Origin of the sequence: Aeromonas sp. QDB11 (assembly GCF_027705265.1) — a bacterium.
GTDB lineage: Bacteria > Pseudomonadota > Gammaproteobacteria > Enterobacterales > Aeromonadaceae > Aeromonas > Aeromonas allosaccharophila.
In genome coordinates, this window is sequence record NZ_JAPDBM010000012.1 from 68,351 (window position 1) to 89,822 (window position 21,472).

General features: G+C 59.4%; 25 protein-coding genes. 10 read left to right on the forward strand and 15 right to left on the reverse strand.

Translation table 11 applies throughout. The features are described 5' to 3' along the window. Positions 1-15 precede the first annotated feature (15 nt). The 3 genes from OKC40_RS06130 to OKC40_RS06140 are packed head-to-tail and all read left to right on the forward strand — an operon-like array spanning position 16 to position 3,966. Positions 16-1,833 carry an extracellular solute-binding protein gene (locus OKC40_RS06130; RefSeq protein ID WP_270794476.1) on the forward strand — a complete coding sequence of 606 codons (1,818 nt, stop codon included), beginning with the start codon at positions 16-18 and terminating at the stop codon, positions 1,831-1,833. A gap of 31 nt (positions 1,834-1,864) precedes the next feature. Next, entirely contained in the window at positions 1,865-2,923 is a 1,059-nt protein-coding gene (locus OKC40_RS06135; protein WP_270794477.1) for an ABC transporter ATP-binding protein, read from the forward strand. Further along, positions 2,920-3,966 (forward strand): ABC transporter ATP-binding protein, encoded by a 1,047-nt coding sequence (locus OKC40_RS06140; protein WP_270794478.1) that lies wholly within the window; start codon positions 2,920-2,922, stop codon positions 3,964-3,966. Before OKC40_RS06135 ends, OKC40_RS06140 begins: the two co-directional genes overlap by 4 nt. A 101-nt stretch (positions 3,967-4,067) precedes the next feature. Here OKC40_RS06140 and OKC40_RS06145 read toward each other — a convergent pair whose 3' ends face one another. Further along, positions 4,068-4,679 (reverse strand): YitT family protein, encoded by a 612-nt coding sequence (locus OKC40_RS06145; RefSeq protein WP_005349421.1) that lies wholly within the window; start codon positions 4,677-4,679, stop codon positions 4,068-4,070. 242 nt (positions 4,680-4,921) lie between these two features. Here OKC40_RS06145 and OKC40_RS06150 point away from each other — a divergent pair, with 242 nt between their 5' ends. From OKC40_RS06150 to mtnN, 6 genes are all read left to right on the forward strand, one after another. Then, positions 4,922-6,301 (forward strand): UDP-glucose dehydrogenase family protein, encoded by a 1,380-nt coding sequence (locus OKC40_RS06150; RefSeq protein ID WP_270794479.1) that lies wholly within the window; start codon positions 4,922-4,924, stop codon positions 6,299-6,301. Continuing rightward, the gene (locus OKC40_RS06155; RefSeq protein ID WP_270794480.1) at positions 6,298-7,311 is read left to right on the forward strand and encodes an NAD-dependent epimerase; all 1,014 of its coding nucleotides are present in this window, start codon (positions 6,298-6,300) and stop codon (positions 7,309-7,311) included. The genes OKC40_RS06150 and OKC40_RS06155 overlap by 4 nt, the downstream gene beginning before the upstream one ends. A 110-nt stretch (positions 7,312-7,421) precedes the next feature. Next, positions 7,422-8,027 carry a DUF2076 domain-containing protein gene (locus tag OKC40_RS06160; protein ID WP_270794481.1) on the forward strand — a complete coding sequence of 202 codons (606 nt, stop codon included), beginning with the start codon at positions 7,422-7,424 and terminating at the stop codon, positions 8,025-8,027. A gap of 203 nt (positions 8,028-8,230) precedes the next feature. Then, positions 8,231-8,431: a hypothetical protein gene (locus OKC40_RS06165; RefSeq protein WP_270794482.1), complete on the forward strand. Its 201-nt coding sequence runs from the start codon at positions 8,231-8,233 to the stop codon at positions 8,429-8,431. Positions 8,432-8,586: 155 nt separating this feature from the next. Beyond that, positions 8,587-9,444, forward strand: coding sequence for a lytic transglycosylase domain-containing protein (locus OKC40_RS06170; RefSeq protein ID WP_270794484.1), 858 nt, complete (start codon positions 8,587-8,589; stop codon positions 9,442-9,444). 120 nt (positions 9,445-9,564) lie between these two features. Beyond that, the gene (gene mtnN / locus OKC40_RS06175; RefSeq protein ID WP_270794486.1) at positions 9,565-10,395 is read left to right on the forward strand and encodes a 5'-methylthioadenosine/S-adenosylhomocysteine nucleosidase; all 831 of its coding nucleotides are present in this window, start codon (positions 9,565-9,567) and stop codon (positions 10,393-10,395) included. Positions 10,396-10,502: 107 nt separating this feature from the next. Here mtnN and OKC40_RS06180 read toward each other — a convergent pair whose 3' ends face one another. The 3 genes from OKC40_RS06180 to OKC40_RS06190 form a co-directional block, all read right to left on the reverse strand. After that, positions 10,503-11,009, reverse strand: a complete 507-nt coding sequence (locus OKC40_RS06180; protein WP_182938928.1) for a YgjV family protein — start codon at positions 11,007-11,009, stop codon at positions 10,503-10,505. A gap of 57 nt (positions 11,010-11,066) precedes the next feature. After that, positions 11,067-11,633: a Crp/Fnr family transcriptional regulator gene (locus OKC40_RS06185; RefSeq protein WP_270794487.1), complete on the reverse strand. Its 567-nt coding sequence runs from the start codon at positions 11,631-11,633 to the stop codon at positions 11,067-11,069. A gap of 520 nt (positions 11,634-12,153) precedes the next feature. Continuing rightward, the gene (locus OKC40_RS06190) at positions 12,154-12,462 is read right to left on the reverse strand and encodes a hypothetical protein (protein ID WP_270794489.1); all 309 of its coding nucleotides are present in this window, start codon (positions 12,460-12,462) and stop codon (positions 12,154-12,156) included. 186 nt (positions 12,463-12,648) lie between these two features. Here OKC40_RS06190 and OKC40_RS06195 point away from each other — a divergent pair, with 186 nt between their 5' ends. Continuing rightward, the gene (locus OKC40_RS06195; protein WP_270794490.1) at positions 12,649-13,023 is read left to right on the forward strand and encodes a helix-turn-helix domain-containing protein; all 375 of its coding nucleotides are present in this window, start codon (positions 12,649-12,651) and stop codon (positions 13,021-13,023) included. A 14-nt stretch (positions 13,024-13,037) separates the two neighbouring features. On the opposite strand, the gene OKC40_RS06200 is transcribed toward OKC40_RS06195, so the two are convergent. The 11 genes from OKC40_RS06200 to OKC40_RS06250 form a co-directional block, all read right to left on the reverse strand. Continuing rightward, the gene (locus OKC40_RS06200; protein ID WP_270794491.1) at positions 13,038-13,646 is read right to left on the reverse strand and encodes a tail fiber assembly protein; all 609 of its coding nucleotides are present in this window, start codon (positions 13,644-13,646) and stop codon (positions 13,038-13,040) included. After that, a complete protein-coding gene (locus OKC40_RS06205) occupies positions 13,646-14,323 on the reverse strand; it encodes a hypothetical protein (RefSeq protein ID WP_270794492.1) in 678 nt (225 codons plus the stop codon). The genes OKC40_RS06200 and OKC40_RS06205 overlap by 1 nt, the downstream gene beginning before the upstream one ends. Before the next feature lie 72 nt (positions 14,324-14,395). Then, positions 14,396-14,563 carry a hypothetical protein gene (locus OKC40_RS06210; RefSeq protein WP_270794493.1) on the reverse strand — a complete coding sequence of 56 codons (168 nt, stop codon included), beginning with the start codon at positions 14,561-14,563 and terminating at the stop codon, positions 14,396-14,398. Positions 14,564-14,571: 8 nt separating this feature from the next. After that, positions 14,572-14,886 carry a hypothetical protein gene (locus OKC40_RS06215; protein WP_270794494.1) on the reverse strand — a complete coding sequence of 105 codons (315 nt, stop codon included), beginning with the start codon at positions 14,884-14,886 and terminating at the stop codon, positions 14,572-14,574. Beyond that, positions 14,883-16,409 (reverse strand): phage head spike fiber domain-containing protein, encoded by a 1,527-nt coding sequence (locus OKC40_RS06220; protein WP_270794495.1) that lies wholly within the window; start codon positions 16,407-16,409, stop codon positions 14,883-14,885. Before OKC40_RS06220 ends, OKC40_RS06215 begins: the two co-directional genes overlap by 4 nt. After that, entirely contained in the window at positions 16,409-17,062 is a 654-nt protein-coding gene (locus OKC40_RS06225; protein WP_270794496.1) for a YmfQ family protein, read from the reverse strand. Before OKC40_RS06225 ends, OKC40_RS06220 begins: the two co-directional genes overlap by 1 nt. Beyond that, the gene (locus OKC40_RS06230; RefSeq protein WP_270794497.1) at positions 17,053-18,108 is read right to left on the reverse strand and encodes a baseplate J/gp47 family protein; all 1,056 of its coding nucleotides are present in this window, start codon (positions 18,106-18,108) and stop codon (positions 17,053-17,055) included. Before OKC40_RS06230 ends, OKC40_RS06225 begins: the two co-directional genes overlap by 10 nt. Next, positions 18,101-18,511 (reverse strand): phage GP46 family protein, encoded by a 411-nt coding sequence (locus OKC40_RS06235; protein ID WP_270794499.1) that lies wholly within the window; start codon positions 18,509-18,511, stop codon positions 18,101-18,103. The genes OKC40_RS06230 and OKC40_RS06235 overlap by 8 nt, the downstream gene beginning before the upstream one ends. Positions 18,512-18,515: 4 nt before the next feature. Next, positions 18,516-19,031 (reverse strand): phage baseplate assembly protein V, encoded by a 516-nt coding sequence (locus OKC40_RS06240; RefSeq protein WP_270794500.1) that lies wholly within the window; start codon positions 19,029-19,031, stop codon positions 18,516-18,518. Continuing rightward, on the reverse strand, positions 19,031-20,098 hold the full coding sequence (locus tag OKC40_RS06245; RefSeq protein WP_270794501.1) for a phage baseplate assembly protein: 1,068 nt from the start codon (positions 20,096-20,098) through the stop codon (positions 19,031-19,033). The genes OKC40_RS06240 and OKC40_RS06245 overlap by 1 nt, the downstream gene beginning before the upstream one ends. Continuing rightward, positions 20,095-21,378 carry a DNA circularization protein gene (locus OKC40_RS06250; protein ID WP_270794502.1) on the reverse strand — a complete coding sequence of 428 codons (1,284 nt, stop codon included), beginning with the start codon at positions 21,376-21,378 and terminating at the stop codon, positions 20,095-20,097. The genes OKC40_RS06245 and OKC40_RS06250 overlap by 4 nt, the downstream gene beginning before the upstream one ends. Positions 21,379-21,472: the final 94 nt, after the last annotated feature.

The window sequence follows — 21,472 nt, forward strand, 5'->3', positions numbered from 1 at the left end:
ACCTGGAAGTCAAACATGAAAAATAAAATCAAATGGATAGGTGCTCTCTTTGTGCTGGTAAACGGATCCTGGGTCTGGGCGGCCAGCCTGCCTGCGGATCTCAAATGGGAGACCAATGACACGGATCCTGTGTTCGCCTCCCCCAAGGCGCAGCCGGGCGGCAGCCTCAATATGTTTGTGGAGAGCTTTCCGCTGACGTTCCGCACCGTGGGGCCAGATTCCAACGGATCGTTCCGCTCCTTTATTCTCGATAACCAGTTGCGACTCATCAGTTTCCACCCCAATACCGGCAACCCCATCCCCTCGCTGGCGACCCACTGGGCCATAGCGCCAGACAGCCAGACCGTCTACTTCAAGCTGGATCCGCGAGCCAAATGGTCGGATGGCAAGCCGGTCAATGCTGACGACTACACCTTCGGCTACGAGATGATGCGCTCCAAACACATCAAGGGGCCCTGGTTCAACAACTACTACACCACTGAAGTGGTAGCGGTAGAGAAGATCGATGATCACACCATTATGGTCAAAGCGGGCAACCGCAAGGCCAAGATGGACCTGCTCAACACCACCGAGCTGTGGCCCCAGCCCAAACACTACTACAAGCTGACCCCCAACTGGGTGAAGCAGTACAACTGGGCCGTGGTGCCCACCACAGGTCCCTACGTGATCAGCGACGTCAAGAAGGGCAAGTCGGTCACCTTCAGCAAGCAGAAGGATTGGTGGGCAAAAGACGATCGCTACAACCAGCACAGATTCAACATAGACACCATCAAGGTGCAGGTGATCCGCGACCACAACATCGCCTTCCGCCACTTCCTGAAAGGGGAGATCGATACCTTCGAGATGATCCTGCCCAACTGGTGGCATGAAAAAGCGGTCACCCCGGAGTACAAAAAAGGCTACGTGCAGAAGGTAATGGCCATGACCGATACCAAACAGGGCGGTCAGGGGGTGCACCTCAATGTGGCCAACCCCAAGCTGGCGGACGTGAACGTGCGCCTCGGCATCCAGCACGCCTTCAACATCGACAAGATGATTGAGACCGTGCTGCGCGGCGACTATGACAGAGCCACCACCTTCGACTCGGGCTTTGGCGAGTTCACTGACATCACGCTGCCGGAGCGGGCTTATGACATCGACAAGGCGCGGGAGTACTTTGCCAAGGGCGGCTACAACAAGCCGGGGCCGGACGGCATCCTGCAAAATGAGAAGGGTGAGCGGCTGACGCTGGCGCTCACCTACACCAGTCAGGAGCACTCCAAGCGACTGACCGTGCTGAAAGAGGAGGCCAAGAAGGCGGGTCTGGATCTGGAGCTCAATCTGGTGGATGGCGCCACCGGCTTCAAGGTGATGCTGGAGAAGAAACACGAGGCGGCCTGGCTCGGTTGGGGCGGCGGCGGTCTCTATCCGCAATATTGGGAGTTTTTCCACTCCGCCAACGCCAACAAGCCGCAGACCAACAACCTGTTCAACGTAGCGGACAAGGAGCTCGACGCGCTGATCGACGCCTACAACGTCGAATTCGACATGGCCAAGCGGGCCAAGCTCTCCCGGCAGATCCAGCAGCGCATCTATGACCTCGCCATCTTCGTGCCCGGGGTGCAGCTCAACTATGTGCGGGCCAGCAGCTGGCGTTATGTGATGCTGCCGGAAGTGCCTGCCACCAAGAACACACCGGATCTGCTCTACTGGCCGATGGACGGTTATCCTCACAGTAGTGGCGGTCTGCTCTGGCTCGATCCCAAGGTGAAGGAAGAGACCCGCAACGCCAAGGAGGCAGGGGAGGCGCTGGCGCCCATCAACCTGCTCGACAAGACCTATGCACGTCATTGATATTCAGGCCATTGCGAAGGGAGCAGCCGTTATGCCCAACACTCAGGCCCCCATTCTTGACGTACCGGATAACGAGGGGGAGTTCGCCGTTGATAACGGCCAGCACCAGGCCTCAATCCTCGAAGTACGCGATCTTGAGGTGGAGTTCGCCGTCGATGACGGCAAGATCAAGGTGCTCGACGGGGTCAGCTTCAAGGTGGCACCGGGCCAGACGCTGGGGATCGTCGGCGAGTCTGGCTGTGGCAAGAGTGTCACTTCACTCGCCATCATGGGGCTGCTGCCCAAGCCCCACGGTCAGGTGGTAGCCGGTTCTATCCGCTTTCAGGGGGAGGAGCTGCTGTCGCTTGCACCGGATCAGATGTACAAGGTGCGCGGCAACCGCATCTCGATGATCTTTCAGGAGCCGATGACGGCCCTCAACCCGGTGCAGACGGTGGGGGAACAGCTGATGGAGGTGTTTCGCCTCCATCGCCCGGAGTATGACAAGGCCCAGCGCAAAGCCGCGGCCATCGCCATGCTGCAGAAGGTGGGTATCCCGGAACCGGCCCAGCGCTTTGCGGTCTATCCCCACAACCTCTCCGGCGGCATGCGCCAACGGGTGATGATCGCCATGGCGCTCTCCTGCGAGCCAGACCTGCTTATCTGCGACGAGCCCACCACGGCGCTGGATGTCACCATTCAGGCCCAGATCCTCGAACTGATGAAAGAGCTGCAGGCCCAGACCGGGATGGCCATCATCTTTATCACCCACGATCTGGGGGTAGTGGCTGAGCTGTGCGACGAAGTGGTGGTGATGTACGCCGGCCGTGTGGTGGAGCAGGCCGATGTGTTCGAGCTGTTTGACCCCCCCCGTCACCCCTATACCCACGGCTTGATGAGCTCGATCCCGCGCCTCGAGGATGAGCCCAAGAGCCTGCTCAAGACCATCAAGGGACAGGTGCCAGCCCTGCACGAGATGCCCGCTGGCTGCCGCTTCTCCAACCGCTGCCCCCATGCGACCGATCTCTGCATCAGCGCCATTCCGGCGGTGGAGCAACTCAATCCGCGTCACCATGTCGCCTGTCACTACTGGAAGGAGTTGACCGTATGAGCACTCTGTTATCGGTCAGGGATCTGAAACAGCACTTCCGGCTGGGAGGCGGTTTCCTGCGCAAGCAATATACGGTTCACGCGGTGGATGGCATCAGCTTCGACCTGAAACAGGGGGAGACGCTGGGGCTGGTGGGTGAGTCGGGCTGCGGCAAGTCAACCCTCGGGCGCAGCCTGCTCAAGCTGTTCGAGCCGACCGCAGGCACCATCACCTTCGAGGGGCGCGACATCACCGCCCTCAGCCCGAAGGAGATGCGCTCCCTGCGCCAAGAGATGCAGATGGTGTTTCAGGATCCTGCAGAATCCCTCAACAGCCGCCACACCGTGGGCCAGATTTTAGAGGAGCCCTTTATCATCCACGGTAAAGGCAACACTGAGCAGCGGCGCGGCTGGGTGCAGGAGTTGCTGGCGAAAGTGGGCCTGCCGGGCAGTGCGGTGGATCGCTACCCCCACGAGTTTTCCGGCGGTCAGCGCCAGCGGATCGGCATCGCCCGCGCCATCGCCCTCAAGCCCAAGCTGCTGGTGTGCGACGAGGCGGTCTCGGCCCTTGATGTCTCGGTGCAGTCACAGATCGTCAACCTGCTGCTCAGCCTGCAGCGGGAGATGAACCTCTCCATCATTTTCATCGCCCACGATCTGTCGGTGGTCAAACACATCTCGGATCGGATTGCGGTGATGTATCTGGGACGGATCGTCGAACTGGCGGATGCCCAGTCGCTCTATCTGGCGCCACGTCACCCCTATACCCAGGCACTGATCTCCGCCATTCCGGTGCCGGACCCACGCAGGCGCAGCCAGCGCATCCTGCTGACCGGCGATGTGCCCTCCCCCATCTCGCCGCCCAGCGGCTGCCACTTCCACCAGCGCTGCCCCCATGCCACCGAGCTGTGCAAAAACAAGGCGCCCAAGCTTGAGGCGTGTGATGAGTCCCATCATCAGGTGGCCTGCCACACTCCGCTCGCAGCTGATGATCACGCCATCAGTGGCAGCGCGATCAATGGCAACGCTACGAGCGGCGACAGCAGGCTGGAGCAGGCGAGCTAGGCGCAGCGAACAAACATCAGGGTAGAAACAGACGAGGCGGCCATCAGGCCGCCTCGTGCTATCGGGTCACTCTTGCAATATCGAGCCACTGCCGCAGCTTGTCAGGCAATCTGGTAACGGCCGGGCTTGTGGTTGAGTGTCAACACCAGATTACAGATAACCGCCGCCACGATGGAGAGCGCCAGGATCCAGGGCTGCACCACGAAAAACGAGGCGACAACAATGGCGCAATCGAGCCCCATCTGCAGCTTGCCCGCCCGGATGCCAAAGCGATCCTGAATAAAGAGCGCCAGAATGTTGAAGCCCCCCAGACTCGACTTGTGACGAAACATGATGAGCAGCCCCATGCCAATCAAGGTACCGCCGATCAGCGCCGCATAGAGGGGCTCTATCTTGCCGATCTGCAACACCCCGTTGAGGTGATCGGTCATGTAGGAGACCGCCGCCACCGAGACAAAGGTGTTGAAGGTAAAACGTGGCCCCATCCGCAGCCATGCCAGCGCATAGAAGGGCAGGTTGATGCCGAAAAACAGCAGGCCGAAGCTGATGCCGGTCACCTTTTGCAGCAGCAGCGCCAGCCCGGCAGTCCCGCCGGTGAGCAGGCCAACCTGATGAAACAGAAAGATGCCGAGGGAAACAAAGCCGGCCGCCGTCAGCAGGGCCAGCACATCCTCATAAATAGGATGAGCAGTGCGAATCGAGGTGTTGTCCATAACCTGTATCCAAGCGAAGTAAAGAGAGAGTGTCTGTCGCCTGCCGTTGCGGGCGGGCTGCGAGCCCTGTCCACAGGGCTTCGTTATGGGGTCCAGTCTATTTTTTGTGAAAAGGATCACAACAGTCAGACTGAACGCCCCATTCTGGTGCCTGTCATCTGGCATTGACACCTGCTGCACCAAGATGCAGCATGCCGCGGTTTAAGCGCGCTATCCCCCATTCACAGCACGAGGCACTTTTCATGAAGGTCACCATTTTTGGCACAGGCTATGTCGGGCTGGTGCAGGCCGCCGTTCTGGCCGAGGTGGGCCATCAGGTCTGCTGCGTGGATGTGGATGGCGAGCGGATCGTCGCCCTCAGGCTGGGGCAGATCCCCTTCTATGAGCCGGGGCTGGCCCCGCTGGTCGAGAGTCATCTGGCCAGCGGCCGCCTGAGCTTCACGGTCGATCCCGCCATTGGCGTGGCACACGCCGACCTGCTGCTGATCGCCGTGGGCACCCCGGCTGACGAGGATGGCTCGACCGATCTGCAACATGTGCTGGCAGTGGCCGACACCATAGGCCGACTGATGAGCCGCCCCAAGCTGGTGGTGACCAAGAGCACTGTGCCGGTCGGTACAGCGCAGCAAGTAAGGGAACACATTGAGCTGCAGTTGGCCGAACGGGGGCTGACCCTCGCCTGCGAGGTGGCGGCCAACCCCGAGTTTCTCAAGGAGGGAGCGGCGGTCAACGACTGCATGCGGCCGGATCGCATCATCATCGGCTGTGACAGTGAGCGGGCACTTGAGCAGTTGCGCGCCCTCTACGCCCCCTTCAACCGCAATCACGACCGGATCGTGGTGATGGATCTGCGCAGCGCCGAGCTCACCAAGTACGCCGCCAACGCCATGCTGGCCACCAAGATCTCCTTTATGAACGAGATGGCAGCCCTCGCCGAGCAGCTGGGGGCCGATATCGAGGCGGTGCGTCAGGGGATGGGAGCCGATCCCCGCATCGGTTACCACTTTATCTACCCGGGCTGCGGCTACGGCGGCTCCTGCTTCCCCAAGGATATCAAGTCTTTGCGCCATACCGCGGCGAGTGTCGGCTGCGACGCCCCGCTTTTAGCGGCGGTCGAGCAGGTCAACCAGCGCCAGCAACAGAAGATGGCGCAAACCCTGCTAACCCGCTTCGGCCCGGATCTGCGTGGCCACACCTTCGCCCTGTGGGGACTGGCGTTCAAACCCGGCACCGACGACATGCGCGATGCACCGAGTCGTCCGCTGCTGGCCGCCATCTGGGCTGCCGGTGGCCGGGTGCAGGCCTTTGATCCCAACGCGATGGGGCGTGCCCGCCAGATCTACGGCCAGCGGCCGGATCTGCTGCTCTGCCCGACTCAGGAAGCGGCACTGGAAGGGGCCGATGCTCTGCTGATCTGTACCGAGTGGCAGGCGTTTCGCGCCCCCGATTTCCAGCAGTTGAAGGCCCTGCTCAACCAGCCCGTCATCATCGATGGCCGCAACCTCTATGATCCGCGCCAGCTCAGCGAGCTCGGGTTTGACTATTACGCCATCGGGCGACCACATCTTCCCGCCAAAACGCAGCCAGCCAACACCAGCTGCAACCCGGAGACCCAACCATGATCTATCTAGTCACCGGTGTCGCCGGTTTTATCGGCTTTCACGTGGCCAGCCAGCAGTGCGCCGCAGGTCATCAGGTGGTGGGGATCGACAACCTTAACGACTACTACGAGGTGAGTCTGAAAGAGGCACGGCTGGCCCAACTGGCCAGTTTCCCCAATTTTCGCTTCGAGCGGCTGGATCTGGCAGATCGCGAAGCGATGGCGACCCTGTTTGCCAGCCACCGTTTCGAGCGGGTGATCCATCTAGGGGCGCAGGCGGGGGTGCGTTACTCCATCGACAATCCGTTCGCCTATGCCGACAGCAATCTCACCGGCATGCTGACGGTGCTGGAGGGGTGTCGTCACCACGGGATTCAGCACCTCATCTACGCCTCCTCCAGCTCGGTCTATGGCATGGGGGATCAGATGCCCTACTCCACTGCGCAGCAGGTGGATCACCCGGTCTCCCTCTACGCCGCCACCAAGAAGAGCGGCGAGCTGATGGCCCACGCCTACTCGGCGCTCTATGGCCTGCCCACTACAGGGCTGCGCTTCTTTACCGTCTACGGCCCCTGGGGCCGCCCCGACATGGCCATCATCAAGTTCACCCGCGCCATCCTCGCGGGTGAGCCCATCGACGTCTATAACAACGGCGATCTCAGCCGCGACTTCACCTTTATCGACGACATCGTCGAGGGGATCCAAGCCGTCGCCGATCAGCCGCCCCGCCCCAATCCCGATTGGCACGCCAGCGAGCAGAGCGCGGCCGAGAGCGCAGCCCCCTACCGCATCCTCAATATCGGTAACGGCCAGCCGGTGCGGCTGCTCGATTTTATCGAGGCGCTGGAAGAGGCCATCGGCAAACCCGCCATCAAGCGGATGCTGCCGATGCAGGCAGGCGACATGCACGCCACCTGGGCCGACAGCGAACCGCTGCACACCCTCACCGGCCTGCGCCCCGCCACGCCCCTCAAGCAAGGTGTTGCCGAGTTTGTCCGCTGGTATCTCGACTACTACCGGCCCGCCCGCTGACGAGCGCGGGTAGCCCCTCGGTCATTGATGAGTTAATCAGATACCACTGATGCCCCGCGGGTTTTAGGATGGCTAAACGCACTGTCTGCGCACCATAGCGAGGATTTGAGATGCAATCACAGGAACAGGGTCTGATCGATGGACTGTTCGACCGCCTCAAGCAAGCGCAAGCCAGGGATAGCAAGCAAGACCAACAAGCGGATCAGCTGATCCGCCAGCATCTGGCCCAGCAGCCCGATGCCCCCTACTACATGACCCAGGCGCTGCTAATTCAGCAGGCTGCCCTTACTCGCCTCAACGAGCGGGTCAAGGAGCTGGAAGCCAGCCAGAGCGCCCCAAATGGTGGCAGTTTTCTCTCCGGCCTGTTTGGTAGCGAAAGCAGCCCGCCCCCGCGCTTTACGCCGCCACCGGCATCCGCTCCTGCCCAGCTAGCACCCCGTACCAGCTCCTTTTTAGGGGGCGCCCTGCAAACCGCCGCCGGTGTGGCCGGTGGCGTGATGCTGGCCGATATGATCGGCGGACTGTTTCACAACAATCGGCCCGAGGAGATCATCGACATCATAGAGCCTGCCCCCATCGCCAATCCGGTCGATGCGGAACCGGTTCGCTGGGACGGCTGGGATTCACCTCCCGATGCTGGCAGCAATTTTCTCGACGACGATAGCCAGAGTAGCGGCTGGGCCGACAGTGATGATAACAACGGCGGTTTCTTCTGACCGTCAAACCATTACTGGCCCCGCACCTAGCGGGGCTCAACTCGATACGAAACCCATGACTATGGAAAGTGTGATGACACCACGGATCGGCAGCGGCATGACGCGATATACTCAGCGCGCTTCGTGCCACCCGGGAACAACTCCCGACCCCAGGCGCTCTGTCCGTGGCCACGCAACCCCCCCATGACGACAAGGAGCCACCCATGATCCGAACCCTACTTTTGACCGGCGCCGCCATCGCGGCCTATGCCCTGCAACAGAGCCACGCTCTGCTTCCCCTGCTCAGCCTGCTGGCCCTGCTTTCACTCTGGGTTGCCAGCGAAATTGGCCAATTCTACCGTGATCTCCCCGATGCCAACACAGATGCCAACGCCGATGAGCAGGAGTATCACCACGACTTCTAAGCGACCGAAAAGCCTAGATAAACGGCTCGATCGCCATTGGTTCCATACCGTTTTGATCTCTGAAATCTCCGGGCTATAACAACAGGATCCACTGGATTCGTGGCGATAGCAGCCATGTTCCTCTATATCTTCTGTACTCAAACAGGAGATAACCCATGAGGCACATCAGCGAAAACGGACTGTTTTTGCTGCTTTTTTTGTCGTTGTTACTGGCAGGAATGCCGTGGGCGATGGCACAGGGCAGGGATTTCAGGCAAGCCCCCAGGGCGCTGACGGCGATCAAGCAGGGCCAGGCGGCCCAGCAAAACGGCAATCTGCACAAGGCGATCGCCCTCTACTGTGTCGCGGCCAGCACCGGCAACCCCGAAGGATACTTCCGGATCGGCCGCCTGCTCGCCACCGGTCCCGCCTCGGTGCGCAGCGCCAAGCTGGCCAACAGCTATCTCGCCATGGCGATGCGCCTTGGCAACCAGCAGGCCGCCCGTTACTACAACGCCCGCATCGGCAATGCCCCTATGGGGGACCAGTGCGGCATCGGGATCCGTGGTGGTCAGGGGGGCTATCTGGCCCAGCTCCCCTCCACCCCCTTCAATGTCGACTCCTGGGTTGCGCGCCAGCCACCCGCCAAGCAAAAACTGGTCACCATGCTGCGCCACGCCGCCAAGCACCATAAGGTGGATGCCCGGCTGGTGCTAGCGATTGCCATCGCCGAATCCAACCTCAACAGCCACGCCGTTTCACCCAAGAATGCCCAGGGGCTAATGCAGTTGATCCCCGAAACCCAACTGCGGTTCGGGGTGACCCGTCCATTCGATCCGGCCCAGAACATCAAAGGCGGCGTCACCTATCTCAAGTGGCTGGATCGCCGGTTCGATGGCGACTGGGTGCTGATCTCGGCAGCCTACAACGCAGGGGAAAATGCGGTGGAACGCTATGGCGGGATCCCCCCCTATGACGAGACGCAGGAGTACGTGAAACGGGTGCTCTACTTCGCAGGACACAAACAACCCTGATCCCTATCACCAGAGCGGGCTCCAGACAAACCGATCTATTTACAAAACAATTAATAATTTGCGCAATCGTTTGCTCACAAGTAGAATCCGGCGCTTTCCCGCAGCCCCGACAGGTAAAACATGAATTTCTTTAAACGGTTGATGTGTCTGATCGCACTGTTTTGCGCCCCCTTCACCCACGCTTCCAACCCCGCATCCGCCCCCATCCTGATCCAGGGAGCGATGGACGTTGAGGTCGATACCATGGTCGCCGCCCTGCAAGAGAAACAGGCGCTGACTATCGGCGCATGGACATTCTGGCAGGGCACGCTGGCTGGCTATCCGGTGGTTATCTCCCGTACCGAGGTGGGTCTGGCCAATGCTGCAGCCGCCACTACCCTGGCCATCGAGCGCTTCAAGCCGCGCCTCATCATCAACCAGGGCACCTCGGGCGGCCATGATCCGGCGCTTCATCGCGGCGATATCGTGATCGCGACCAGGAGCTTCAACATGGGCGCTTATCGCAGTGACTTTACTCCGGCAGATCAGGGCATTGATCCGCGCAAATGGCACAACTTCGAGGTGACCATGCGACTGCGGGAAAACGGCAAGCTGGTGGAACACACCTCGTTTGCCGGTGACCCCGAGCTGGTTGGTCGCGCCCTTGGCATGGCCGACCGTTATCAGCACGGTCGCGTGGTGGCAGGCATCATCGGCACTGCCGATGAGTGGAACCGTCAGGTCGCCCGCATCAACTGGCTGCACCAGACTTACAACACGGCGGCCGAAGAGATGGAAACCTCCTCCGCCGCCCTGGTAGCCGAGGCCTACAAGGTGCCCTTTGTCGGGGTGCGAGTACTCTCCAACACCGATCTCCATGGCGAGGAGTTTGATCCGCAAACCGCGATCCACTGCCAGCAATTCGTCATCGACTACACCAAAGCCCTGATCAACAGCTTTAACAAGGCTTGATAGTGTCAGAGAGGCCGCCGCAATGGCGGCCTCTCAGTCTTGTCACCCTCCAGCCCCAACCAGACCGCCCCCCTCCATCTGCCTCTCAAGTCAGTCAGCCACAATCATCAGTAGACAGCCACCTTGCGCCCGTAGTGACGGTAATACCCCACCAGATTGCTGACCAGAAACAGCCCCTCCATCAGCGCGGCGACCGGTGAGCCCACCAGCAGGTTGTTGCCCAGCCAGCAGAGGGTGCCGAGCAGCATCCAGCGCCGCAGCTGGCGATCGTCGGGGCAAAACGCAGCCCGGGTTTGCAACAGGCTCGCCAGCAGCCCAATCCATGAGAGCAGGCCCTGATAGGTCGCCAGCGCCGCCGCACAGGCCAACCCCATGAAAAACCACATCAAGATGCGGTTAACCAGCCAGATACTGACCAGAAAGCGCACGCTGGCCAGCAGCAACAGGCTGGCGGCCGACCACTGCCCGAGCAGGGCAAAGTGACCGGCATTGAGCGCGCAGGATAGGGCCAGACAGGCCAGGATCCTGCGGCGATCCCGCAACTGAAACGACAACAGATCGAGCAACAAGGCCAGGCTCACCACCAGTTGCGACCACAGAAACAGCGACATCATCCACACCTCGTCCGTCATTTGGATGGCGCAGCATGAAGTGGCAACCAGCAGGTGGCATTAACCTGTGTTAATGCGGCGGCGGATCCGCGACAGGGTGACCGGGCTGATACCGATGTAGTTGGCGAGCTGTACCTGAGTGAGCCGCGCTGGCCAGTGGGGGAAGGTGTGGCAAAGCTCCCGATAACGCTCTTCGGGAGAGTGCAGCAGCAAGAACGCCTCCTTGCGCTCCTTGTAACCCAGCTGCTGGCGCATGCAGACCGGCTGCCAGGCGGGCTCATCCAGCAAGGCGAGCGGCACCCTCACCACCTGCAGTTCCGTCAGCGCCTCCAGCTGGTAGCGGGCGGGCGACCCCGTGAGCCAGCTGTCATAGAGCAGGCAGAGCTCCCCCTCGAAGTAGAACTCCTTGCAGCGCTCCTGCCCGTCCCGGGTGTAGTGGCAGGCACGGGCGATGCCCGCTTCGATATAGAAGGCAGCATCCTGTTCGGCCCCTTGCGCCAACAGTGTCTGCCCGGTGCGCAGCGTCTGCCGTGGCAAGCGCAGGCTGATGGCTTCGCTCAAGGCGGTATCCAACCCCATTATGCACAGAAAGGCGGCCAGTGAGGGAACTTGAGGGGATGGGATCATGAGGGCTCCGGGACAAAACAGCAGCCCACATCATGCCCAAATTGCACGGCTGATGCAGCAAGACGTGACCCCGTCGGCAAAGGGGGGCGCCAACCGGGCGCCACCTTTGCCCACCCCTGTCCGTTGGTTTACAATCGACGGGTTTTTTGGAACCCGGTTGACCTGTGTCGACCTGGCCCCACCACGACATCAGTCTGTTAGTGCCAAGACATTAACCTGCTGAAAAGGAAGAGAATTAGCCAATGGCTCAATTTATTTACACAATAAACCATTGGAATTCCAGAAAAGCCATGCAGAGCCGCCATGAGCTAAATAAAGCCTTTTAAAACCTACACTTAAAGATAATTACAATTGGCTTTTAGCGGCTTTTTTTGGCTCTTTATTTGGCCCCATTTTGGCCCCAATCGTGATGCTTCGTCGTTTTTTGGCCCCAGGATGGCCCCAAATTTCAGGCATGTTTTCAGGGGCCATCTGCATTAAACGTAACAGCTCACTTGTATCAAAAACATCAATAACAGCATCAGTATGACGACAGTATGCTGCAAAGAAAGCAGGCGCCATCGAATACAGTATCCGACTCAATTGATACTACCATGGCCATTGATGCAACGGCTGCTACAGAACCAAACAGAAACCCGCTCAACTTCATGAATGCGCTGGCTGCGCTGTTGTTCTCTTTTGGATAAACGAAAACCACTGCATCACTAGGAAGGTGCCACTCATGGCTTAGGCTTGCTGCCTGGGCAATCATTTCTGATCTTGTTGCAGCTGATGAGTTGAATGGTCCACACAATTTCCCACCAACTTGGAAGTACACATCAAAGTCCATCTTGTCTATCTCTTGGCTAGTTATTGATTAATCCGCCAGTTATGGTCTGACCAGAGAAATCTACCCGTAGGGAGCCTGCAAAGATATACGGATGCAGCTACAGTTTTTCATATATGAAACAACTGTCAGATCTGACAGTGGAACAACAACGAGCACGGGCAACGTTGTAACTCCGGGAGTTGCCCAATGAAGAACAGACGTAAGGCATATTTGACTGCAGACGAGCTTGATTATGTGGCTGCCGCCAAGCGCTACTTGGCCGCCATTCTGGCTGAGAAGGGTATTAGCGAGTCGCAGCTGGAGGAGATGACCGGGATCCCGGTATCAACCTTAAGCCGCTGGTTATCGCAGGAAAGGGGTGAGTTCATGACGCTGGCAGATGCCGCGCTGATCTGTCGCGCTATCGGTATCGATGTGCAAGCCATGCTGCCACCGGCAACATGGGGCTGCTCGCATCCAGATAGTTCGAAGATGGTGGTGTTCTTGATGGGGATACCGCTGCCACACCTGAGGTGGCTGGCGGATACCTATGAGAAGGGGATGGTAGCCCTGCGCCAATGACGCAGGGATTGGTGTCAGATAACAGGCGCAGGCTGAACAGGCCACTGAGGAAGGTTAGGCCAGCCATCGTGCTCTGTAACCAACGTCAGTTCGTAGCGGTAGCGTTGCCAGTCTGATAGCAGATTGGTGTGCTCCGGCTTGGCATATCCGCCATCTACAGCCGGTTTGATGATGGCGATCTGCTGGGTGGCATTGGCGATGAGTTTGGCCTGCTCTGCCTGTGCAGCTTCCAGTTTGTTCTGTTGTTCAGCGGCTTCATCTTTTACCCATGCTTTACCGTTCCAACGATCAAAGGGTGAGCCAGGAATCAGCATGGTCTGATCTGCTGGCAGTGGGCCCAGCTCGACTATCTCGCTGGCTGCGCGGGTCACGGTGTCGTAAGCCAGCTGGCCGCGCAGATCGAGCACCTGCTCCCATCCGTTGGTGCTGCGCACCCATACCATGCCGCTGGCAAGCGCACCTTGCGGGCAGTCCATGAATGCCCATGCTGGAATGCCTGTATGTTGTGAAATGAATTCATCAGACTCACCAAGATATTCTCGGGTGTCAGGGTGGCAGATATAACAGCGTAGATAGCCGGATTTATCGGCAAACCCTGATTCATTGAGTTTGATATATTGCATTATTTGATCCTCATGATTGGAGTCATCGCGATGCTGGCCATGCGGGTTTCTGCAGCAGTAGGAACAACGCGAGAGGCATCAAATGACAAGTTTCTGAACTGCTGCTGGATTGCGCCTGTAGCCAGAGAACTAAAACCAGTACCGATGTATGTCATGGCGCCACTCATAACGCTTGGGTCTGCTGTAAATACGTTAGCAACAAAACCGGTTATATTTCGGATCGCATCACCCTGTTCAGATAGAATAGAGCGCCCGGGGTCGCGACCGCGCCCGTTGTCCCACCAACGCAGCGCTAACCCGCGCGGGTCAAATGGGATTTGTCCTGACGGGAAAATGGCGGCCAGTTTCGGAAGCGCCACTTTGTCAAATGTCTGGTTCTTTACGATGACAAAGCGATCATTTGGCGGTGTATCACTAACCCAAGGCAGAACCACCCCAATCGGAATCACCGTATCAAGAATAATCTCGATAGCCTTGTAAAGTTGGTTGTTCTCTTGTTTTTTGAGTGGCAACCCACTCAGTTCGATAACGTTACAGATTTCCTCCTGCATCGCATCAAGAATATCTGGGCTGATCTCTGTTGCTGGAGTGCCTGTTTGCGGGTCGCCTTTGGTAAATCCATCCTTGCCGGATCCGAACTTGTCTTTTTGCCGTGATGGCGTATCAATTCGATGCATATCGCTCTCTCCAGAGAACTGGAAATAAAAAAGCCCGCGCAATGGCGGGCACTATTAGATTGAGGCGTAACGCTACTTGGTAGCCAACACTTTGTCGCAGGGGTAAGGCACCAGAATGGTTTTGCCATGGTGAACCTCCTCAACCTGACAGACGGGGCCTGGGGCCGTGGCGGTATTCCACGCCCAGCCAAGCAGCACGGCGACCACAATCGCAGTGATAGGTTCGAGACGAACGATCATGATTCCTCCTACGCCCAGACATACTGGGGTGTATCTACGGTGACGGCAACCGGCGCCAGCGCGGTGGCAATGTCTGGTTCTTGGGTGCGCACGTTGGCGTGATAGCCATGGACTGGCTCGCGCACCACGATCTCCACCCCATCAACGACTTGCACCTCGCCTGTTGGTCTGGTGACCATGCCGGTCGGTAGGAGCATCAGCGATGCTGTTGGGTGATGGAGGGTGCCGGTCTCGCTGTCTTTGATAAAGCCAGCGGCAAGAAGGGCCTTTTCCATGGCGGCCTTATCGGACGCCTTTAGGTTGATGTCGATAAAGTCTGTCATGCTGATGCTACTTTAAGTTGATCGGAAGTTAGTGGTTTTTTTGTCCAGATTTTCAGATCGCGAATATGTCCGTACATCGCCATGTCATTGGCACCGTTCCAGCGATTGCCAAGAATGATCGCGGACTTACTGGACACTGCACCGCCACTTCGTGCCTGCGGAGATTGCAGCTTACCGTCAAGCGCCACTGTGATTGTGCCGTCAGCTGCTACCGAATACGCCAGATGATGGCGCTTGCCCAATGGTGCATTGATGCCGTATACCTCTTTTCCGGCATGGCGAATTGTGATGGATGCCCCATCAGCAATAATGCTGGAAAAGTCGCTAAGTTCCAGAATGCGGTGAGCACCAGTGTTTACTGTGTCAAACTCCACGGAGAGACTAAATCCAGTCTGGCTCTCGCCCAAATTGAGCGACTGAGGGAGTGTGGCTATATCCGCCGCGCGTGTTGCGGCAGCACCTGATGTCGGGATGATAGACTGTGGAAATGCGGTCTCAGTTAGCTGGAAGTTTTTAATAATAACGCCCTTAACACCGTCAGCGTCGTAGGCTGAATACGCCATGTAAGGCTCTGCCATTGACCCGCACCCAACCACAAAACGCCGCCACAGTGGTTCCCCTGCTGTATATGCCGGAGTCGAAACCGTAATCTTTATAAAACCATCAGGGAGTTTCTCGTACTGAGTGACTGACAGCCCGTGGTTTGTGCGTTTTATCGATCCATCAAGCAGGCTTACCCCAATTCCATTATCAGCTGCTGCCGTATACGTGCCTCTAAACCCGAGTACGATCATATCGTACCCATCAGCCTTGACAGTAACGCTCAGCGAGATCGGCCTGGACGGCTGGTCAGAAAACAGGGCCTGCGCACCGATAAGAACTGCCTTATTTGTCTGACCGGGTGCTGGAGTGATTTTAACCCCACCATCTTTTCGTGCCGTGGAATAGTTATCCGCTTGCAGTTGCCCCGCAACAACGTCATACCCGAATGAAAATGGTGCTAAGTTTGTTCCACCACCCTCCAGCAGCAGGCCGTTTTTCTCGAACCTAGGCTCATTAATGGCGGCGGTTTTGAAGTCTGAATTTTTGTCGGTGCAGGTTGCTGCCGTGGCTCTGGAAAAACTCACATATCTAGCAACTACGTCATCACCTATTTTTACCTCACGCCCATTACCAACGAACATTCTCAACGAATCTGTAAGAGGCGCCCACACATCAGGAAGCGGCAGGGAGGCGAGCGCGATGGCATCAGATACTGTTTCCAGCCCGGAGATCTGCGATGCCAGTTTGGCCGAGTCATCCGCTGCTTTGGCGCTGGCTGCTGCTTGCGCGGCAAAACCGGCGGCCGCATCTGTGCTGGGCTTGAGGTTCTGCTTGACCCGCTCTGCCAGCGTAGGCTGATCGGGGTAGCCTGGTACTGGAACCATCTGCCCCTCTTTCCCAACAACAATCTGGTTAAAAGTGCCTACCGTCTGCTCGACGAGCATAATCGCTTCGGTGGGGTCTTTATCGGTTACTGCCATCAGGTATCTCCAAATCCCAGACAGCATGCTGCACGCATCGCATCAGCTAGGCGGATCATGTTGTCGTGGTCGGTGGTATAGACGAAATTCAGAATGGTGTGAGAGGGCGCCTTCTTGCCGAGGATGCACTGCATGACGGCATCCCCCCAGACGCAGAGCGAACTGCCAGCCACCGATCCAGCCCGCATGTAGTCAACGTTCATGCGCGGCAAATTAACCTGCCAAACATAGCGCCACTCAGGGCCATAGATAGGGGATCCAACCAGGCTACCGGCACAAAACACTGAGCCGTGGTAGTTGGAGATGGTGGCATCCGGATAGCCTAGTGAGACTAGCAGCTGCAGGTAATATTCAGCGTTGATACCGCCAAGCGAGTTGATCTTGGCATCGAGGCGCTGCTGGCGTTCCCTGATGGTTGCTGAGCCTGGAACCTCGCACTCATCAGGCAGGCCGCAGATACCCTCGTAGCGGGTAAGCAGCACCGTAGTTTGCTGAGGATCGCTCTCTTCCTGCGCCAGTGCATCGGCCCGCGCTGCGGTGCGGGACAGCTCTGCGGCACCACTGGTGAGCAGGGGGTGATCCCCATCCCATGCCGGGCCATATGGGAGAAGCTTCTGCAGCTGGTCGGCGTAATCTGCGGCGGTCAATACCATGTTGTGGTCCCCAGCGCGACTATCTCTCCCTTAGCGGTGGTTAACTCGGCAGCAGGAGCGAGCAGTTGGTGCTTGTACTCGCCGTTGGCGGCGCTGATGGCCTCCGACAGGCGTGACGGCGCTATGGTCTGTTCAGGCCCACCCTCGCGACGGTAGAACTCGCGCAGTGCGGCGGTAACGGCAGATCGCACTGCCGGCGTGTCCGGGGTGACCTTGATGCGGTGAGCAACTCTTTTCAGGTTAATTCCGAGCAGATAGAGCTCTGCTGCAGCCACCGGCGCTTTCGGTGCGATATGCTTTTTGGCAGCATCAATGATGGCAGCTGATGGAACCATCGCCTCTGAGTTGTCATCAACAAGAAATACCCCGACCGTGCCAGGCCCCATCCAGTGACGATAGCACCAGGCTCTGGTCACCCCGGGAACCTCTTCGGCCCAAACCTGGTAATCGGTATCAGCCCCACCCTGCGGGGTAAAGAACCAGCGATCAATCACCCTGGCCCTCCAGTCATCGACACTCTCAAGGTCGGTACCGCCCTGAACGCTGTCAGCTATACCGGAAGATGAGAGACCGGCAACAGGTTCGGAGAGGATCAGCCCCTCGCCATCATCAAGGTTTGTGTGATAGCCGGTTTCGGAGCAGGTGATCGGCAGGCGCAGCACGCCGCCGGATGAGGTTGCCGCCTCGGTGGCAACATACTGGATCGGGGTACTCCCCTGATAGACTGCCACTGCTCCGGCCTTGACCGTGATGCCATCGCTGACACCGGAGATCCGCAGCCAGCCGGAAGCAGGTTGCGCCTCTTTGCGGGGGCACTTTTTCATGCCTGCATGGCGCAGCAGCCACTGCTCATCACAGAGATCCGGCAGCAGGTTGCGCTCGAGGTATTCGATATGGCCGTTCACCCCGTGCACGGCGCCAGCATAGGCGCGGGCGTAAACCTCGGCATCCGAGCGGCGCAGCGGATCATCCAGCTCAGCCATCACATCGGCTCGCACCCGCTGGATAATCTCGCGCAGGGTTGGGCGCAGGGAGTAGCTAGACATTGACGGCCTCCAGAATGTCGGGGATGGTAATTTGCTGGTCAGACCCATCAACGGTGAGTGTCACGACCAGTTCGGCGCCGTCAATCTCGCGGCGGCGGCACTCGGCATCGATGCGGGTGACCAGCTCGTCATCTTTCAGCCAGGCCAGTGCCTCGAGGGCGTAGTCGCGGGCCCGCTCACGCACCTTTGGCATATTCTTCTCGCGCCGAAGCAGGTAGAGGCGACTGCCGATCCGATCACCGGCCACGGTCGGGTAGCTGTCTCCCCACCATCCGTACGGGCGATCGCTATCGTCGGAGGCGCCAGCGCGGCGCCAGGTGAAGAGGCTGATAAACACCGCCCTGTGCAGCGGGTGCAGCAGGTCGCCGGAGTCGGTGAGGACGCCGTTGACAGAGATCAGCATGGGGTTACTCCATCCGGTTTTTTGGCTTGCCGGTCGGGGTGCCGCCGGGGTGTTCGTGGTCGTTGAATTGGTCGCGCATCTTCTGCATGGTGCCGGTCTTGTCGCTGATCTCGCCGGTACACTCAAGCAGCGGGGTATCGAAGCGGGCCTTGGTCTTGGCCTCAACCTCAAGGGTCAGGGTCTTTATCTCAATGCGGCGCCCCCTGCGCAGCACAATGTGATCCCCCTCATCGGTGTAGAGCGCCACCTCTCCCGCTTTCAAGCCCTTCAGTCGGTAGCGCCGATCGGCCACGACCAGCACCACACCGTGTGACTTGTCACCATCCGGGAAGACGGCGACATGATCTGCTCCTGGATGTGGGCAGGAGGTGTACCCATACGGCTCGAGATGCTCGACATCGTCTTTCAGCTCGCCGCCCAGCATCTCGATCTGCACCAGCTGGCACTTGGCCGCCGAGTTGACCAGCCTGATCACGCCGCGGGAGAGCAGGTTGCGGATGGCGTTTTTCAGTTCACGCATCAGAAAATGTCCTCATCCTTGCTCTTGCTGGCGGGTTTTGGATCCGGCACGTCAGGCAGATAGGCATCGGCGGGGCCGACGCGCAGGGTCGCGATGGTGCCGCTATCGGTGCGGCTGTACTCCACCTCGGCGATCACCAGTTCGTCACCGGCAAAGTCGTTATGGGGGTCGAATACCGGCACCACCATGTTTGGCAGCCACAGTGCGCCGGACTCCTGCCGCCAACCGAGCACCGTATAGGTCGCCTCTCGCGCCTTGGCCTCACGGCGTCGGGCCTCGAACTCGCACATGGCACGGCAGCTGGCAACGCTGGCCTGGCCGGTCTGCTTGATCAGCAGCGGGCGATATCGGCCAACCTTGCCGCCTACCTTGTGGCTGACCTTGGTCGAGCTGGATTCACCGAAGTCGTCATCGGTGCCCGCTCGCTGGCCTGCGACCCGGTATTCGGAGTGGCAATCGCTCTGATCTTGCGGGGCGCTGCAGCTGAGGATGTTTTTGCCATAGACCAGCGGCGTGGTGGCCCGCAGCGCACCTACCGCCCCGAAGTGCAGATCGCCGTTGGCATCGTCATAGGCCAGCAGGCGCTGCTGTTGCATCATTCTGTCGATGGCCTCGGCCACCGTCTCTCCCCAGTCCACCGAGAAATCGGAGATGGGGGATTGTCCGGCCGCGCCGAACACCGATACCCCGAACGGCTGGCAGAGCGCAGCGGCAATTTGCTGCGGGGTCTGCCCCCTGAACTGGCGCACCGTGGCGGCGCTGTCGATCAGGTCGCCGGTGCGGGAGCGCCCCCGAATGGAGCGGGTTATGCTGCGGGCGTCATAACTCACCGGCTTGGCATCGACGTAGCCGGTGAGCACCAGATCGCTGCCGATCAGCACCTCCACCCTGTCGCCCTGCTTAATCCCAGTGGATACCGCATCAAGCAGCTCGCCCTTTTCGCTGGCCCGCCTGGTGACTTTCACCTCGAAATCGCGAGCCAGCCGGTCGATACCTGCGCTGATCCGCATGGCCGTCCAGCCATACCAGGCATTGCCATTGATCCGCAGGTGGTACTCGTCGCTCATGATGCCAATGTCCTCAGTGGTTCTGGGGGCACAAAGCCAGGGTTGGCGATGTTGTTCTTGGCGATCAGCTCATCCGCCCTGCCGGCATCGTCGTACCACTCCGCCGCCAACACCAACGCTGGCACCGTGTCGCTCGGGGTGCGAGTAACCAGTTTTGAGGCATGCTGTTGCTGCTGGCGCAGGGTGCTGACCAGTTCGCGGCGCAGATCCCGCAGCGCCTGATAGACGCCATCGTCGGTGGTGCGCTCGCTCTCCTTGTCGATCGCCGCAATGATGGTCTGGCGGGTCTCCTCCAGCTCATCATGGGTCGGGGTATCTATCGCCTCGGCGGGCGGGGTCACCACCACGCTATCGAGCGCGGGGGCTCGTGCCGGGGTGGTGGTTGGTTGGCTCGGCGGCGGCATCAAGGCCACCGCCTGGGCGCTGCTGGCAATCAGGTTGACCCTCACCAGCTCGGAGACGCTGTTGGTCAGCCGATCGGCCTGCTGCTTGTCCTGCGCCGCAGATGGCCACACCCCCACCGGCCTGGCTGACGGGGTCTGCGAGGCGGTGGCGGTGCGGTTTGACAGCGACAGCAGGGAGCGGGCGGTGCTGCTGGAGCCCTTGCCGGCATCCAGCACATCGGCGAGACGCCGCGAGAAGATCCAGGCGGTAGAGGGGGGCGGCATCAGCACGCCCAGATCCCCCTGCAGCAGCCGCATGGTGGCAGACATCTTGCCGTCAGCACTGCCGAGCATGTCGGCCACATCGCCAAGCAGGGCTGATGCGTGCTCGACGGTGGCCATCGACATCCACTCCGGCAGACCGTCAAGGCCAAAGGCGCTGGCGAAGGCGCTCTGCGCCCGGTCGAGCAGGCTGGTTGAGCGACCCGCCAACAGCGATGAACCGAGCGGGGTGGCGGTTGGCCACTCATCCTCGCCAGACTCCACAAATGTGAAGCTGACAACACACATGCCGCCATCGGCCTTGCTGTGGCTGATTCGCTGCTTGCCCATCACCACCACGTTCATCCGCCCGTACCAGGGGCTCACCAGCTCACCTGGGCCAACCTGCTCGAGCGCCGCAATCAGCCGATCCCGCTCGGCGATAAAGTCTGGGCCGATCAGGTAGGCGGTGATGGCGTATTCCCGGGTCTCGCGCCCCATGTCCTCGACGCTGGGAGTGTCACGGCCGGGATACTCATGGACCACGGTGCGACGACCGAACTGCAGGTCATCGCCTTCAACCTTGAATGCCACCCCGCGAAAGGATGCAGGCTGCAAACGGTCTGTCCTGCTCATACATCCCCCAAAAAAGTACCTGATTACCCATGACCCTCAGCCAGCTTCAAGAGCCGATATGGCATCGGAGGGCTTGCCACGACTGCATGCCCCA